Origin of the sequence: Limnochorda sp. L945t, from assembly GCF_035593305.1 — a bacterium.
GTDB lineage: Bacteria > Bacillota > Limnochordia > Limnochordales > Geochordaceae > Carboxydichorda > Carboxydichorda subterranea.
This window is the reverse complement of the sequence record NZ_CP141615.1, coordinates 518,890-533,384: the sequence shown is the minus strand read 5'-3', so window position 1 is coordinate 533,384 and position 14,495 is coordinate 518,890. Positions and strand designations below refer to the sequence as shown.

Below are 14,495 nucleotides of genomic sequence, written 5' to 3'. Positions count from 1 at the left end.
GTCCCGGTCGTTGCACCCACCGCCGGCCTTGGCTACACTGGGAGAGGTTCGACGCGGCGCCGCCGGCGGCGCCGCAGGCCAAGAGCAGGAGCGGGAGCGGGGTACCAACGGCCGTGCCGGCGACGTCTGACAAGACCACGGGACACGCGGGCGAGGGGCCTTGCGCGCGCAGGCGGTCGGTGCCGGTCCGCGTCGGCAACGTCGTGATGGGCGGCGGTCACCCGGTCGTGGTGCAATCCATGACCAACACGGAGACCGCCGACGTCGAGGCGACGGCCCGCCAGGTCATGGAGCTGGCGGAGGCGGGCAGCGAGCTGGTGCGCGTCACGGTCAACCACGAGGAGGCTGCTCGCGCCGTCCCGCACATCGTCGAGAAAGTCCGGGAGGCGGGCTACGAGACCCCGATCGTGGGTGACTTCCACTACAACGGGCACCTGCTGCTCACCCGCTACCCGGATTGTGCCCGAGCCCTGGACAAGTATCGGATCAACCCGGGCAACGTCGGGCCAGGGGCGGCCCAGGACGACCATTTCCGCACCATCGTCGAGCAGGCCATCCGCTGGGGCAAGCCGGTGCGCATCGGCGTCAACTGGGGCTCGTTGGACAAGCAGCTGCTGGCGCGGCTGATGGACGAAAACGCCCGGCTCCCCAAGCCGCGTTCGGCGCAGGACGTGGTGCTCGCGGCGATGGTCGAGAGCGCGCTCTCCTCGGCGCGGGCCGCGGAGTCGTACGGGCTTGCGCACGACCGGATCGTGCTCAGCGCCAAGGTCTCCAGCGTGCCGGAGCTCGTGACGGTCTATCGCAAGCTGGCGGCATCCTGCGATTACCCGCTCCACCTGGGGCTCACCGAGGCGGGGATGGGCACCAAGGGGATCGTGGCCAGCTCGGCGGCACTCGCGATCCTCCTCTGGGAAGGCATCGGCGACACCATCCGGGTCTCCCTCACCCCGCGGCCGGGCGAGCCGAGGAGCGAAGAGGTGCGCGTGGCTCAGCAGGTCCTGCAGTCGCTGGGCTTGCGTACCTTCACCCCTCAGGTGAGCGCCTGCCCCGGCTGCGGGCGCACCTCGAGCACCTTCTTCCAGGAAATGGCCCAGGCGGTCACGGAGCACATCCAGCGGCGCATGCCCCAGTGGCGCCGGCGCTACCCGGGGGTCGAGACCTTGCGGGTGGCCGTCATGGGTTGCGTGGTCAACGGCCCCGGCGAGAGCCGCCACGCCGACGTCGGCATCTCCCTGCCGGGCACCTTCGAAGAGCCCGCCGCGCCGGTCTACGTGGACGGCCGCCTGGTGACCACCCTGCGCGGCGAGCGCCTCGTGGACGATTTCCTGGCGATCCTGCAACGCTACGTGGAGCAGCGCTACGGTGCCCAGCCCCGGCGGCCAGGGCCGGCCGGTCTTCCTTCCGGCTGAACGGCACGGCGGGCGTCGATCGAGGAGCAAACGGACGTGGCAGCCAAGGTCGGGCGGGGGCGACGCGCCAGGGAGCTGGGTGCGCGCCTGTTGCCCTGGGCGCAGATCGCGTTGGGCTCGCTCATTACCGCCCTGGCGGTCAACCTTTTCCTGGTCCCCTTCAAGCTGGCGGACGGCGGGATCGTGGGCATTGCGGTCATCCTGCACCACCGGCTCGGCCTGCCCGTCGCCCCGCTCGTGCTCGCCCTCAACGTCCCCATCTTCCTCGCCGGCTGGCGGGTGCTGGGCCTCGCCTTCATCGCCCGCACTTTCTTCGGTGTGGCGAGCCTCGGCTTTTTCATCCAACTGACGCGCACGATCGCGCCGTTGACCCACGACGTGCTGCTGGCCACCCTGTACGCGGGAGCCGTGCAGGGCATCGGCCTCGGAATCGTGCTGCGAGCCGGCGGATCCACCGGCGGCAACGACACGTTTGCCCGGATCGTGGCCCGCAAGACCCGCGCGCGGGTCGGCCAGATCATCCTGTACTTCGACCTCTTGGTGCTGGCGGCCGCGGCCGTCAGCTTCGGGCCGGAGCAGGCGCTGTACGCCGCCGTCACCCTCTTCCTCACGAGCCGGATCGTCGACTTCATCCTCGAAGGCCAGTACGCTGCCAGGGCCGTCATGATCGTCTCCGACCGGCACGCGGCCATCGCCGCCCGCATCCTCACCGAACTCGAGCGGGGAGCGACGCTCCTCGAGGCCCGGGGAGCCTACACCGGCGTGGAACGGCCCGTCGTCCTCTGCGTCGTCAGCCGGGATCAAGTGCCGAGGCTCCGGGCGATCGTGCACGAGGAAGACGAGGCCGCCTTCATGGTGATGCACGAAGCGGCCGAGGTGCTGGGCGAGGGGTTCACTCGCCTTCCGTGACGGGGCCGTCCTCGGGGAGGCGGGCGAGCACGGCGGGATCGATGCGCACTTCGAGCCGGGTACCCTTGCCCGGGGCGGTTGTGATCGAAAGCGTGCCGCCCAGGAGCTCTGCCCGCTCCCGCATGCCGGCCAGGCCCAGGGCAGGGCGGTCCCGGCGCCCCAGGACCTCCTGGAGGTCGAAGCCCCGGCCGTCGTCCTCGACCACCAGCTCCAGGGGCTGCCCCTCCGGACAGCTGAGGCGCACCCGCACGTGCCGGGCGCCCGAGTGGCGCAGGACGTTGGTCAGCGCCTCCTGGGCGATGCGGAAGACCGCCGTCTCGGCGGCCGGCGGCAGCCGCCGCTCGGGGCAGGCGTCGACCACGGCGTCGACGGCGATCCCGGCCGGCTCCAGACGGCTGCGGGCGAACCACACCACCGCGGCGGCCAGGCTCAGGTCGTCCAGGGCCGCGGGGCGCAGGTCGTAGGTGATGCGCCGAACCTCGTCGAGGGTCGCCTCGCCCACTTCCCGGAGCCTTTCCAGAGCCTGGCGCGTTCCTTGGGGCACCTCTTCGCCGGACTGCAGCGCCATGTCGAGGTGCAGCATGAGCGCCGTCAGCGCCTGGCCGACGCCGTCGTGCAGCTCGCGTGCAATGCGGCGGCGCTCGTCCTCCTGGGCGCCCATGACCCGGCCGAGCAGCTGGCCTCGCAGGCGTTCCTTCTCGCGCACCTCGTCGAAGAGGCGCACGTTCTCGACGGCGATGGCCACCAGGCTCGCAACCGCCTCGAGCATGGTGAGGTCTTCCGGAGAGAAGGGGTTGCCGCCCCGACGAACGGCCAGCAGCACGCCGACGCGCCGCTCTTTGACGGCCAGCGGCAGCTCGGCACGGCAGACAGGGTGATCGACGGCGCCCGGCGCCGGCCGGCCGGTTTCGAGCGGGCGGGGCTCGGTCGCGGAAGCCAGCAGCTCCTCGGCACCCCACGCGTAGACGCGCCGGCTGCCGGCCGGAGCGTCGTGCAGGGCGATGCGGCACGCATCCGCCCGCACCAGGCGCGCCGTCTCTTCCACCACCTCGGAGAGGGCCGCGTCGAGGCGCTGTCCCTCGGCCAGAGTGCGGCCGAAGAGGCGCAAATTGGACAGCCACCGGGTCAGGCGCCCGATCTCCCGCTGCAAGCCCGCCGTGTACCGCTGGATACGCTCCGCCATGTCGTTGAAGGCGGCCGCCAGGATGCCGAGCTCGTCGCGGCTTTGCCACTGCACGCGGGCCTCGTAACGGCCCGACGCCAGCTGCTGGACACCCGTCACCAGGATGGCGAGGGGCTTGAGCAGGAAGCGCCCCACGAGCAGGCCGAGGATCGCCAGCGCCAGCGCCACCGAAAGAGCCATCAACCCTGCCATCCAGAGGGCGCTCGAAGCGACCTGGGACGAGAGGCGGCGGGTATCCAGCGAGACCGAGACCGCCCCCAGGATCGGAGGATCCCCGGAGTGGCACGGGGCGCACGACGCCCGGTTGAAGATCGGCTGAAGGGCCAGGAGCTCACCCGTCGAAGGCAGCTCCCGCACCACCGGCTCGCCGCGGCGCAACGCCAGCTCCAGCTCGGGGCGCGACCTCTCGCCGCCGACGTCGGCCGGCTCCGACGAGGACCAGATCCGCCCGTCGGTGGTGAAGATGTCGACGCGGCGCACCATCGGCTCTCCCCGCAGGTGGCGGACGATTTCCTGCGTCTCGTGCGGGTTGTTACGGATCATGGAGCTTTCCAGGCCGTGATAGATGACGGAGGTGAGGGTCTGGGCGGCCAGCTCCACCTGGCGCACGCCCGCCGCCCGTTGCAGGTGGACGACGGTCGTGGCTGCCGTGCCGCCCACCACCAGCACCACCACGGCCACTGACATCAGGATCTTGCCGCTGAGGCCCAACCGACGCAGTCTCCGCTCGGGCGCCTCGCTCGGGAGAGAGCGCCGCCGACGTGCCGCCTACCGACGCAAGAGGCCCGGAGTCACCGCTCCGGGCCTCTCCCTGTCTTGCTCTGCGCTGTCAGAAGCTGCGGCGCGGGCCGCGCCGATCGCCGCCGAAGCGGCCACCGCGACCGCCGCCGTTGTCCCCGCGCTCGGGGCGGGGCTGCGCCTCGTTGACCGTCAGCTGCCGGCCGTTGAGGTCATAGCCGTTGAAGGTCTCGATGATCGACTCGGCGACCTCGTCAGGGACCTCGACGAAGCCGAAGCCCCGAGAGCGACCGGTCTCTCGATCGGTGATGACCCGTGCAGAAATGACCTCCGCGTGCTCCGAGATCAGGCGGGTGAGCTCCTCGCTCGTCACAGACCACGGCAGGTTGCCGAAAAAGAGGGTCTTAGCCATCCAAACAGTCTCCTCTTGCAGAATCCGGCCCCTCAACCGGATCCCCTAGTGTAATCGCACGGAGGTTGCGCGGGACCGGAGCCTGCAAGCGGCGCCTGCCGCGGACCAACACTCACCGCGATCCACTCGCACTATACGCCGGGCACCCGGGAAATGCAATAGGTGGAACAGCGCAGGAGCCGGCAGGAAAATGCCCCTCATAGCGCGTATCCTGGGAGCGTTCGAACCTTGATCGGCTTGCACCCAATCCCTACGCTAGCACGGGGAGTGCGCCCGGTACGGGCCCCGGGAAAGGACGTTGCGCGGTGACGCTGGAATTGAAGCGCTACGAGCACAATCCTATCCTGTCGCCGGACAAGGTGATGCCCTCCCACCCCGACCTGGAGGTGGTCGGGACGTTCAATGCGGGAGCCACCATGGTAGGGGACGAGGTCGTGTTGCTGGTCCGGGTGGCGGAGCGGCCGGTCTCGAGCGATGGCCAGCACGTAGGCATCCCGACCGTCCAGCTCTCCGGCGCGTCGCCGCGCATCGACGTGCAGTGGATCGCCCGCGACGATCCCGATCTGGACATCTCCGATCCCCGTGGGATCGTCTATCGCGGCCGGCGCTACCTCAGCAACCTGTCGCACCTGCGCCTGGCCCGGAGCCGGGACGGCTTCCACTTCGAGGTCGATCCCCAGCCGACCCTGGTGCCGGCCACGCCGTACGAGGTGTACGGCATGGAGGACCCGCGCATCACCCTCATCGAGGGGCAGTACTACGTGGCCTACACGTCGCCGTCCCCGTGGGGGGTGACGGTGTCGCTGATCCGGACGGCCGACTTCCGCACCTTCGAGCGGATGGGCGTCATCTTCGCGCCCGAGAACAAAGACGTGGTCCTCTTCCCCGGACGGGCGGGCGATCGCTTCGTGGCCCTGCACCGGCCCACGAGCCCGATGTTCGGCGACCCCGACATCTGGGTCGCTTACTCGCCGGATCTGGTGCACTGGGGCGACCATCGCCGTCTTTTCGGCATCCGGCCGGGGCTCTGGGACGGCGGCCGCATCGGGGGTGGGGCCGTGCCGATCGAGACACCGCAGGGGTGGCTCGAGATCTACCACGGCGCCGTGGGGCACCGGTACTGCCTGGGCACCGCCCTGCTGGACCGGGAGCAGCCGCACCGGTTGCTGGGGCGCTCCCGCGAGCCGATCATGACCCCGCTCGAGCCGTACGAGCGCGCCGGCTTCTTCGGCGCCGTGGTCTTTTCGTGCGGGGCCGTGCAGCGACCGACCGGCGAGGTGCTGGTCTACTACGGGGCCGCCGACTCCACGCTGGGCGTCGCGGTCACCACGGTCGACGAGCTGTTGGGCTCCCTCGAGCCGGTCGGGGCCGTGACCGCCGCGTAAGCACCGGTCTCAGGCTCGCTCGTCGACCAGCAGGCCGACCAGCTGCCAGATCCGGGCAACCATGTCGAGGTACTTTTCCGGCGGGATCTCTTTGACGACCTCCTGGCTCTCGGGGTTGATCACCTGGACCCAGATCCGGCCGGTCGCCTCGTGGACATGAAACCGCAGCTGCCGCCGGGCCTCTTCCAGCATGCGGTTGAGCAGCTCGGTGGTGGCGCCGACCAGCCGCCGGGAGAGCCGCCCGTCCTCTTCGTTGCCGCCACCCGGCTCGTCGCCGCCCTGGAGGCGCCCCGGCGCGCCGGCGCCCGGGGCGACGGCGCCCCCTGGCTGATCGGCCGGCAGCGGGAGGGAGCCGTCGGCGGAGCCGGAACGTACGATGGGGGCCGGCCCATTGCTCTCGAGCCGCCACGCATCCACGCTCGCCAGCGGACTGAGTAGCATCATGGTCTCTCTACCCCGCACTCGTCGAGGATACCCACCGACCCCCAGAGGCGGACGCGGCTTCTCTCTCCCGGATCGGCGCCCGCTCGGCTGCTCTTGAGCCGCTATGGTCGCCAGGAGGCACGGGGTGCCCGGCTCTTGCGGGGCGAACGGGAGACGAACGGAGAGCCTTCGACGAAAAAGCGCCAGGGCCAGTCGGCCGCCCTGCGAATCCCGATGCGGGGAGAGATGCCGACCGTCTCGCCTTCGCGTAAGGCCCCCCAGGCCAGGTAGAGAGGCTCACGGGTCAGGTCCCAGCCGTTGTGGGCCCCGGTGATACCCATGGCGACGGTGAGCTTACCGGGCCCCGAGCACAGCTCCCGCGGGTCGCCGACCCCTCGCCGGCTCCGCATGAGGTCGAGGCCGGCGACGGGCTCGAGCGCCCGGATCAGCACGGCGCCGGCCACGCCTTCCGTCTCGGTGACCACGTTGATGCAGAAGTGGTTGCCGTAGGTGAAGTAGACGTACGCCGTGCCGGGCCGGCCCCACATGACCCGGCTGCGTGCGGTGCGGCGATAGGCGTGGCTCGCCGGGTCGTTGGGCCCGAGGTACGCCTCCGCCTCGACCACCCGGCCCGCCGTGAGACCCTCCGGCGTGCGGTGAACGAGTACGTGCCCCAACAGCTCCCGTGCCACGATCAGCGTGGGGCGGTCGAAAAAGGCCCGCTCGATGGGGCGTAGCGAACCGCCAGGGTCTTCCAGGCTCTCGCTTCCGAAGGTTGACACGCCTGAAAGCGACGGGTATCCTGGGCTCGGTTCTTGCTGACCGGGGCGATTTCCGAGGGTTTTTGCGTGCTGCGCCTCCATCACGGAAGGAGACAGGCCTCCATGCAGCGCGTCGCGGCGTTTTTCGCTCTCGTGGGCGCGGTCGCCCTCGTCACGTGGCAAACCGGCTTTACCCCATCTCAGGTGTTATCGGTGACCGTCTTTGCCGCCTTCATTGTGGGCACCCTGCTCTACTGGCCGTTTCGCCTCGCGTTCGCCTTCGTCGGCGTGGCGATCCTGCTCGCCGCCCGGCTGGTCGACATCCCCCACCTCATTGAGTTCGCCAGCCTCGACGTCATCCTGTTCTTGATCGGCATGATGACGGTCATCGGGTTCCTCGAGGAGCGGCACTTCTTCGAGGCGGCGGTGGAGAAGGCGCTGCCGTACGTCGGCGGCTCTGCCTACACCTTGATGGGCGCCATCATGCTGATGGCGTTCGTCTCGGCGGCCCTGGTCGACGAGGTCACGTCCATCCTGTTCATGTCGGCGATCGTGATTCGCATCGCCCGGCGCTTCCACCTCGACCCCGTCCCGTACATCATCATGACCGTCTTCGCCACCAACATCGGCAGCTCCGCCACCGTGGTCGGCAATCCTATCGGCGTCTTGATCGCCTTACGAGCGGGCCTGACCTTTCCCGACTTCCTGCGGTGGGCCACGCCCATTGCCCTGGCTGCCCTGCTCCTCACCATCGCGCTGAGCTTCCTCTACTACCGGCGCCACATGCACGATCTCCACGTGGCCATCCACCGGGAGGGCCTGGCGGGGGCAGCGACCCGGGGCGAGGCCGAGGAGCCGGCCGCAGCGGCCGAGGCGAGCGGCTCCGACGGCGAGGGCGGTGAGGGAGCTCACGAGCGAAGGGGCAGCTTGCTCTTCCCGTCGCTCTTGTTCCTCGGGACAGTGGCCGGCCTGATCCTGCACAAGCAGATCGAACACTGGCTCCACCTCGGCACCAACACTATGCTGGTCGGGGTGGCGCTGGCTGCGGCCGGCATCGTGCTGTTCGTCGAGCGTCACCGGGCTCGGGAGCTGGTGGAGCGCCGGGTCGACTGGTGGACCCTGGCCTTCTTCCTGCTGCTGTTCGCTTCGGCCGGCACCTTGCGCTACGCGGGCGTCACCGAGCACATCGCACAGGGGATGGTCCGCCTCACCGGGGGTGCGCTCACGCCGCTGCTCATCACCATCACCTGGAGCATCGGGGCCCTCACCTCGGTCATGGACAACGTGCTGGCCGTCGCGAGCTTCATCCCCATCGTGGGCGACCTGGCCTCCCAGGGTATCCAGGTGGCTCCGCTGTGGTGGGGGATGCTCTTCGGCGGTACCATCCTGGGCAACCTGACCCTCATCGGCAGCACGGCCAACATCGTCGTGCTGGGGCTCCTGGAGCGCCACGAGCGGCGCAGCGTCGGGTTCATGGAGTGGTTCTGGCCGGGCGCGCTGACGTCCATCCCGTCGCTGGCACTGGCGACGCTCTTGTTGTGGCTGCAGCTGCCCTTGCTGACCCGCTAAGGGCGGGCGGACGACGGACCGGGAGCAGGTGGGGCGTCGGCGGGCTTGCGGCGGTAGATGGAGTGCTCCACGCGCTCCAGGCCGTATTCGGCGGGCAGGGAGATCTGCTCGGGGCCCCCGACCACCAGGAAGCCCCCCGGCATGAGGGAGCCGGCGAGCCGCCGGATGAGCGCGGCTTGCGACGGTTGGGTGAGGTAGATGAGCAGGTGCCGGCACAGCACCAGGTGAAAGCCTGCCGGCAACGGGTCCCGCAGCAGGTCGTGGTGGCGAAACCAGACCCGCTCCCGGATCCCAGGATCGAGGCTCCAGCGGCCGGGGCCCGTGGGGCGGAAGTAGCGGCGCTTCGTCTCCACCGGCACGGTCGTCAGGTGGAGGTCATGGTACTCCCCGGCCCTGGCCCGCTCCAGGGCGTCGTCGTCGATGTCCGTGCCCAGCAGGTAGTGGCCGGCGCCCTGTCCCATCTCGTCCAGGATGATGGCGATCGTGTAGGGCTCGGCGCCGATACTGCAGCCGGCGCTCCAGATGCGCAGGCGGCCGGTCGCATGCAGCAGCCCCGGCAGCACCCGGCGGCGCAGCGCCTCGAAGGTCGACGGGTCCCGGAAAAACTGGGACGTGTTGATCGTGAGGTAATCAAGGAACTCGCGGCGCAGCGACGCGTCCTGCCCGAGCTGGCGGGCCAGGGCGGCCATCGTCGGGATGCCCATGCGCTGCATCCACTGCCGGGTACGCCGTTCCATCTGCTCTCCTTTGTACTGCTCCAGGTCGAACCCGGCGATGGCCAGAAGCCTCCGCTTGAAGTGCTGGAACTCCAGCGTGCCGAGAGCGGAGGCCCCGGATGCCCTCTCCCCGGCGGCCGGAGCGGTGCCGGCGCCCGTGCCCGGCTCCGGCGCAGGCGGCAACTCCCCGTGCGACAGCGTGAAGCTCACTCCCCCTCGGGTGGCTCGCTCACGGGGCCCAGCCCGACCCTCGGGCGTGGCCCCTGCTCGGGATCGGCGCGCAGGTGGTCCACGACCAGCTTCCCGTCATGGGAAAGAGAAGCCCGAAGCGAGCGCGCCCCGTCGTGGAACTGGTGCTTCTGCCCGCCGATACTGATGGTGACGTGGGGATGCACCACGGCCGCCGTCACCTTGCCGCGCCGCACCACCGTGACGGTGGTCGGTACGCCGGTCGGCCCCCCGAGCTCCCGCACCACCACGTCGCCTTCCGTGACGGTCACCTGCCCGCCTCGCACGACACCGCGGCGAGCCTCGAAGCCGAGCGCCGCCACCATCACCGAGTTGAAACATCCCGAACCCCGCACGACGATGCGGCCGTTACACTCGATGTGGGAGTTTTGCACACTGAACGCCTCCACGTTGGCCTGGCGCGCCTCGGAGCCGTCCAGCGTCGCCACGATCTCCTGCAGCTCGGCGCTGATCTCCGCCAGCTCCTGGAGGCCCGACACCCGCAAGGGCCCGGTACCCACGAGCAGAGCCGCCGTGCGTTCGGCAAGGCGATGGCCTCCCGCCCGGATCGCCTCCAGGCGCTCCCCCATCTTCGCGAGCTTGCGCGCCTGTTTGGGCAGGTCCCAGAACCGGCGCTCGAGCAGGCGCTTGAGCAGCTCGCCCTCGGGCACCCGGATGCCGGTCGCCGTCGCCTGGGCGCTCAGCTGGCGGACGTTTTCCAGCACTTCGTCGAGCTGCCGGGCAACGGCCGTGCAGACGGGAAGCACCTCGTGAGCCGCCGCCTCCGGTCCACCTGCCCGAATCCGGCTGCCGATGATGGAGCGGCCGACGCTCACGCCGCCGCCCGCCAGGATCTTCGCGTAGCTGACGAGCCCGCCGACGCGCACCTCGCCGCCGGCGGTCACCTCGAGGTTTTCCATCACGTCGCCCCGCACGTGGACGTCCCCGGCGAAGCGCACATGCCCCGTCGCCACGTCCACGTTGCCCTGCACCTCGTAGACCGGCACCACGGAGATGACGGAGCCCGACAGCTGCGGCCGGCCCGCCTGCGTGGCGACGATGCGCGTGCCGTCCTCCGACGCCCGGCACCCCTTGCCGGCCTTGATCGCGGCGGCCTTGGCCCGGCGCACCGGCACCGTGCGGCCCAGAACGTTGGTGCCCGGGCGCCCCTCCTGGGGGAGCGTGATGACCGCCAGGACCGTCTCCGGCTCCACCCAGGTGATGGCGCCCCGGTCGAACAGGTCGATGCGCTCGGCCTGCAAGTTGACGCTCGCACGCGAGCGCTCCTCGAACTTGAGCTCGACCTTGCCGTCCACCGGTTCGACGGCCGGCTCGCCACGGGCGACGAGCACGGGCTCGCCCGGCGGCTCGGCAAGGGCACGCTGGATGGCCTGGCCGTCGATCCCGAAGCGCACCGAGGCCTTGCGCAGAGCCTCTTCCACTTCGGCCAGGGTCACCGGGGGCGGGGGCTCTTCCTCGGCGGGCCGGCCCTCCAGGCGCAGGTGCAACGTCGGCGCCACGTCGTCCAGCCGGTAGCGGACGCCGGGCGAGCGCTGGATGATCAGGTGCGCCTGCATCAGGTCCTGCGAGACCTGCACCGTCACGGATGCCTGGGGAGGAGTGACGTCGGGCTGCACCTCCACCACGTCCGACGGATCCAGGCGGTACGGTCCGGTCACCGGCTTGCCGTTGACGCGCACCGAGACGTGCGGGCCCGGTTCGATCACCGGGCGCGCCCCGTCAGGGTCGCCCGGCAGCACGCGCAAGGCGCCCCCCACGATCTCCACCAGCGTCGGCCGGGCGAGCTGCGTGCCGGCCCCCCCTCCGGATGCGGCCGCCGGCGCCGGGCCACCCTGAGCGGGACCGGTGCCTTGCTCCGGCGGCCGGGAAGAGGCAGGCGCCGTTCCCTGCGAGGGAGTGCCCGCGGGACGGGCCAGCCGCTGGCGTTCCTCCGGGGTCAGGATGTCGTCGAGGCGAATGGAGCCGGGGTCGGGCGCAGGTGGTTCACGATGGGAAGAGCCTTCGGAGGAAGGGGGCGAGGGATGGGACGGTAACTCGCGCACACGTCAGCACTCCCTTCGTTCACGTTGCAGTGCCCAGCGGAGCATCTCCTTGGCGATCCGTTCGGGCGGGTACGCTCCGTCGGCCAGCCCCGCCCGCAACACCGAACCCGGCATGCCGGCCACGACGCAACTCCCCTCCTCCTGCACGATGCAGGCTCCCCCTGCCGCCTTGATGGCTCGCGCCCCACGGGCCCCATCGGAACCCATGCCCGTGAGGATGACCGCCAGCGACTCCTCCCCGAAGCGGGCGGCCACCGACTCCAACATCACGTCCACCGCCGGGCGCACGTGGTGCACCGGCGGCCCGTCGTCCAGGTGAACGTGCCGGTCCTCGTCCACCGTCAGGTGCAGCCCCCCGGGGGCCACGTACGCCACCCCTTCCTGCAGAGGCGCCCCTTCCCACGCCTCGTGGACGGGAAGGAGGCCCAGGCCGTCCAGGCGCCGGGCGAGCGATGCGGTGAACCCCGGCGGCATGTGCTGGGTAATCAGCACGGCCGCGGGCAGGCCGGGGTCGAGTCCCGCCATGACGATCTCCAGCGTCCGCGGCCCGCCCGTCGACGCTCCGATGGCGATGACCCGCTGCGCCGGCCGGCGGGCTTGCGGTGATCGCTCCTCCCGCTGTCCGGCCGCCTTGCCGGCGGGCAGCGTGCGGGCCGCGAGCTCCTGGAGTGTCCGGGCCGGAGCGCGCGCCGCCTGCTCCAGCCGGACCACGAGGTCTTCCAGGAAGGTCGAGCCGGCCGTCACCGGCCGCTCCGGCTTCGGGACGAAGTCGACCGCGCCTGCGGAAAGGGCCTCCAGGGTGACGGCACTCGAGCGGGTCGTGTGGGCGGAGAGCATGACCACCGGGGTCGGGTGCAGGCGCATCACGCGCCGCAAGCACTCGAGGCCACCCATCCCGGGCATCTCCACGTCGAGCGTGACGACGTCGACGCTCAGCCCTGATCCCAGGAGGTCGAGCAGCGCCTCGCCCGTGCCCACGGCGGCGACCACCTCGAAGCGGCCGCTTTGCTCGAGCAGCCGGGCCAGGTAGGCTCGCATGAACGGCGAGTCGTCCACGACCGCCACCCGGACTTGCCGGCCCCCGGGAGAGCGCAGGCCTGCCCTGCCCCTCCGCCCCGCCTGATCCGCCAACGCTGCCAGCCCCTCAGATTTCCCGGGCGCCCAGGCCCAGGGTGCTGACCAGGACCCGGCCGGTCTCCACGAAGAGCCGGATGCTCCGGCCCCGGTGGCCCCCCACGTCCTCCCCGGCGATGGGGATGGCCAGCCGCGCGAGCGCCTCGCGCACCGCCTGCACGTTGCGGCGGCCGACGTCGAGCCCCGCTCCCTCGCTGCGCAAGAAGAGCTGGGCCCCGCCGGCGATGCGAGCCACCAGGCGGCGGCGGACGGCCCCCGCCTCTTCCATCCGCCGCACGAGGGCCTCGACTCCGGTATCGGCGAAGCGGGCCGGCGGCTCCCCGTGCAGGTGGCCGTTGGGGCTGGAGGGCAGGAAGACGTGTGCGAGTCCGGCCACCCGGGTCGAGGGGTCGTAGAGGGCCACGCCCACGCAGGATCCCAGGCCGAGCGCCATCAGTACGCCGGTGAAGCGGGCCACCTCGATCTCGCCGATGCGCACGATGAGCCCGAGCGAGCCGGCAACGTCCGTCACGAAGATTCCTCGCCCGTCACGCCGAGGGCGTCGAGGAGACGAGTCAGGTGCCCCTCGGCGGGGAGGAAGATCATCTCGCCTCCGACGCTGGCCCCTTCAGTCTCGAAGTGGGTGTCGATGGTGAGCACCTGGTCGTCGGTCGGCGGGGACTCCGCCAGGATCGAGGCAATGAGGGCGTACACCATGTCGGTCGCCACCGAAGGGACCGACGGCACCAGCTTCAGCCCGGTGATCTCGCTCATCGCGTTGAGGTACGCGCTCACCACGATGTTGCCGACCTCCATGAGCGCCGACGCCGCCATGTCGCCAGGGGTGCGCTCGCCCATGGGGACGTCCTCGCGAATGGTCGCCGAAGCGCCTGGAAGATCCTCGGGCAGAATGGCCAGCAGCAGCGACCGAGCCGCAGCCTCCGGGATCACCAGCGCCATGGACCCCTTCAGGTCGCCGTCCAGGCGCACGTATACCGCCGCGGCCAGTTCGTCGGCAGGACCCACGCGCTCGGGGAGGTGGGCCAGCGGCACGACCTCCACCCTCGGGGAGCTCATGCGGACGAGCCGATCCCCCAGCATCTGGGAGAGCGCGGTCGTCGCACCCCCTGCCCCGATGGTGCCGAGCTCCGCCAGCGCATCCTTTTCAAGGTCCGATAACCCACCCCCGGATGATCGCTGCGACAAGAGCCCTGCTTACCCCCCTACCTTCTGAATGGCTTCCAGGACCCGTTGCGGCTGGAACGGTTTGACCAGGAAGTCCTTGGCGCCCGCGTTGAGCGCCTCGATGACCATCGGCTTCTGGCCCATCGCGCTGCACACGATGATGCGAGCCTGGGGATCGATCTCCATGATCTTACGGATGGCGGTGATGCCGTCCATCTTGGGCATGGTGATGTCCATGGTCACCACGTCGGGCTTGAGCTCGACGTACTTTTGCACCGCGTCCATGCCGTCCTCGGCCTCGCCGACCACCTCGAATCCGTTGCTCTCCAGCACCCGCCGTAGCGTCACCCGCATGAAGGCGGTGTCGTCGGTAATCAAAATCCGCTTGGCACCCACCGGAA

General features: G+C 70.5%; 14 protein-coding genes. 4 read left to right on the top strand and 10 right to left on the bottom strand.

Features of this window, described 5'->3' with window-relative positions; all coding sequences use genetic code 11:
- The first annotated feature begins 206 nt into the window (after positions 1-206).
- Both ispG and U7230_RS02500 read left to right on the top strand, forming a co-directional pair.
- Positions 207-1,409, top strand: coding sequence for a flavodoxin-dependent (E)-4-hydroxy-3-methylbut-2-enyl-diphosphate synthase (gene ispG / locus U7230_RS02505; RefSeq protein ID WP_404980619.1), 1,203 nt, complete (start codon positions 207-209; stop codon positions 1,407-1,409).
- Positions 1,410-1,445: 36 nt separating this feature from the next.
- Positions 1,446-2,318, top strand: coding sequence for a YitT family protein (locus U7230_RS02500; RefSeq protein ID WP_324717173.1), 873 nt, complete (start codon positions 1,446-1,448; stop codon positions 2,316-2,318).
- Here the strand turns inward: U7230_RS02500 and U7230_RS02495 are convergent.
- On the bottom strand, positions 2,302-4,212 hold the full coding sequence (locus U7230_RS02495; protein ID WP_324717172.1) for a histidine kinase: 1,911 nt from the start codon (positions 4,210-4,212) through the stop codon (positions 2,302-2,304). The two genes, U7230_RS02500 and U7230_RS02495, sit on opposite strands and share 17 nt — an antisense overlap.
- A gap of 118 nt (positions 4,213-4,330) precedes the next feature.
- Positions 4,331-4,651, bottom strand: coding sequence for an RNA recognition motif domain-containing protein (locus U7230_RS02490; protein WP_324717171.1), 321 nt, complete (start codon positions 4,649-4,651; stop codon positions 4,331-4,333).
- 305 nt (positions 4,652-4,956) lie between these two features.
- Here U7230_RS02490 and U7230_RS02485 point away from each other — a divergent pair, with 305 nt between their 5' ends.
- Entirely contained in the window at positions 4,957-6,036 is a 1,080-nt protein-coding gene (locus U7230_RS02485) for a glycoside hydrolase family 130 protein (RefSeq protein WP_324717170.1), read from the top strand.
- Between the two features lie 9 nt (positions 6,037-6,045).
- Here the strand turns inward: U7230_RS02485 and U7230_RS02480 are convergent, their stop codons facing one another.
- Both U7230_RS02480 and U7230_RS02475 read right to left on the bottom strand, forming a co-directional pair.
- Positions 6,046-6,480: a flagellar protein FlaG gene (locus U7230_RS02480; protein ID WP_324717169.1), complete on the bottom strand. Its 435-nt coding sequence runs from the start codon at positions 6,478-6,480 to the stop codon at positions 6,046-6,048.
- A gap of 101 nt (positions 6,481-6,581) precedes the next feature.
- A complete protein-coding gene (locus U7230_RS02475) occupies positions 6,582-7,241 on the bottom strand; it encodes a DNA-3-methyladenine glycosylase (RefSeq protein WP_324717168.1) in 660 nt (219 codons plus the stop codon).
- A gap of 102 nt (positions 7,242-7,343) precedes the next feature.
- On the opposite strand from U7230_RS02475, the gene U7230_RS02470 reads away from it, so the two are divergent.
- Positions 7,344-8,789, top strand: coding sequence for an ArsB/NhaD family transporter (locus U7230_RS02470; protein WP_324717167.1), 1,446 nt, complete (start codon positions 7,344-7,346; stop codon positions 8,787-8,789).
- Here the strand turns inward: U7230_RS02470 and U7230_RS02465 are convergent.
- Genes U7230_RS02465 through U7230_RS02440 form a run of 6 tightly spaced genes read right to left on the bottom strand, consistent with a single transcriptional unit; the run spans position 8,786 to position 14,490 of the window.
- Positions 8,786-9,715 (bottom strand): CheR family methyltransferase, encoded by a 930-nt coding sequence (locus U7230_RS02465; RefSeq protein WP_324717166.1) that lies wholly within the window; start codon positions 9,713-9,715, stop codon positions 8,786-8,788. The two genes, U7230_RS02470 and U7230_RS02465, sit on opposite strands and share 4 nt — an antisense overlap.
- On the bottom strand, positions 9,712-11,796 hold the full coding sequence (locus U7230_RS02460) for a FapA family protein (RefSeq protein WP_324717165.1): 2,085 nt from the start codon (positions 11,794-11,796) through the stop codon (positions 9,712-9,714). The genes U7230_RS02465 and U7230_RS02460 overlap by 4 nt, the downstream gene beginning before the upstream one ends.
- Before the next feature lie 3 nt (positions 11,797-11,799).
- The gene (cheB, locus tag U7230_RS02455; RefSeq protein WP_324717164.1) at positions 11,800-12,927 is read right to left on the bottom strand and encodes a chemotaxis-specific protein-glutamate methyltransferase CheB; all 1,128 of its coding nucleotides are present in this window, start codon (positions 12,925-12,927) and stop codon (positions 11,800-11,802) included.
- 13 nt (positions 12,928-12,940) lie between these two features.
- On the bottom strand, positions 12,941-13,441 hold the full coding sequence (locus tag U7230_RS02450; protein ID WP_324717163.1) for a chemotaxis protein CheD: 501 nt from the start codon (positions 13,439-13,441) through the stop codon (positions 12,941-12,943).
- Entirely contained in the window at positions 13,438-14,115 is a 678-nt protein-coding gene (locus tag U7230_RS02445) for a chemotaxis protein CheC (RefSeq protein ID WP_324717162.1), read from the bottom strand. The genes U7230_RS02450 and U7230_RS02445 overlap by 4 nt, the downstream gene beginning before the upstream one ends.
- A gap of 9 nt (positions 14,116-14,124) precedes the next feature.
- Positions 14,125-14,490 (bottom strand): response regulator, encoded by a 366-nt coding sequence (locus U7230_RS02440; RefSeq protein ID WP_324717161.1) that lies wholly within the window; start codon positions 14,488-14,490, stop codon positions 14,125-14,127.
- Positions 14,491-14,495: the final 5 nt, after the last annotated feature.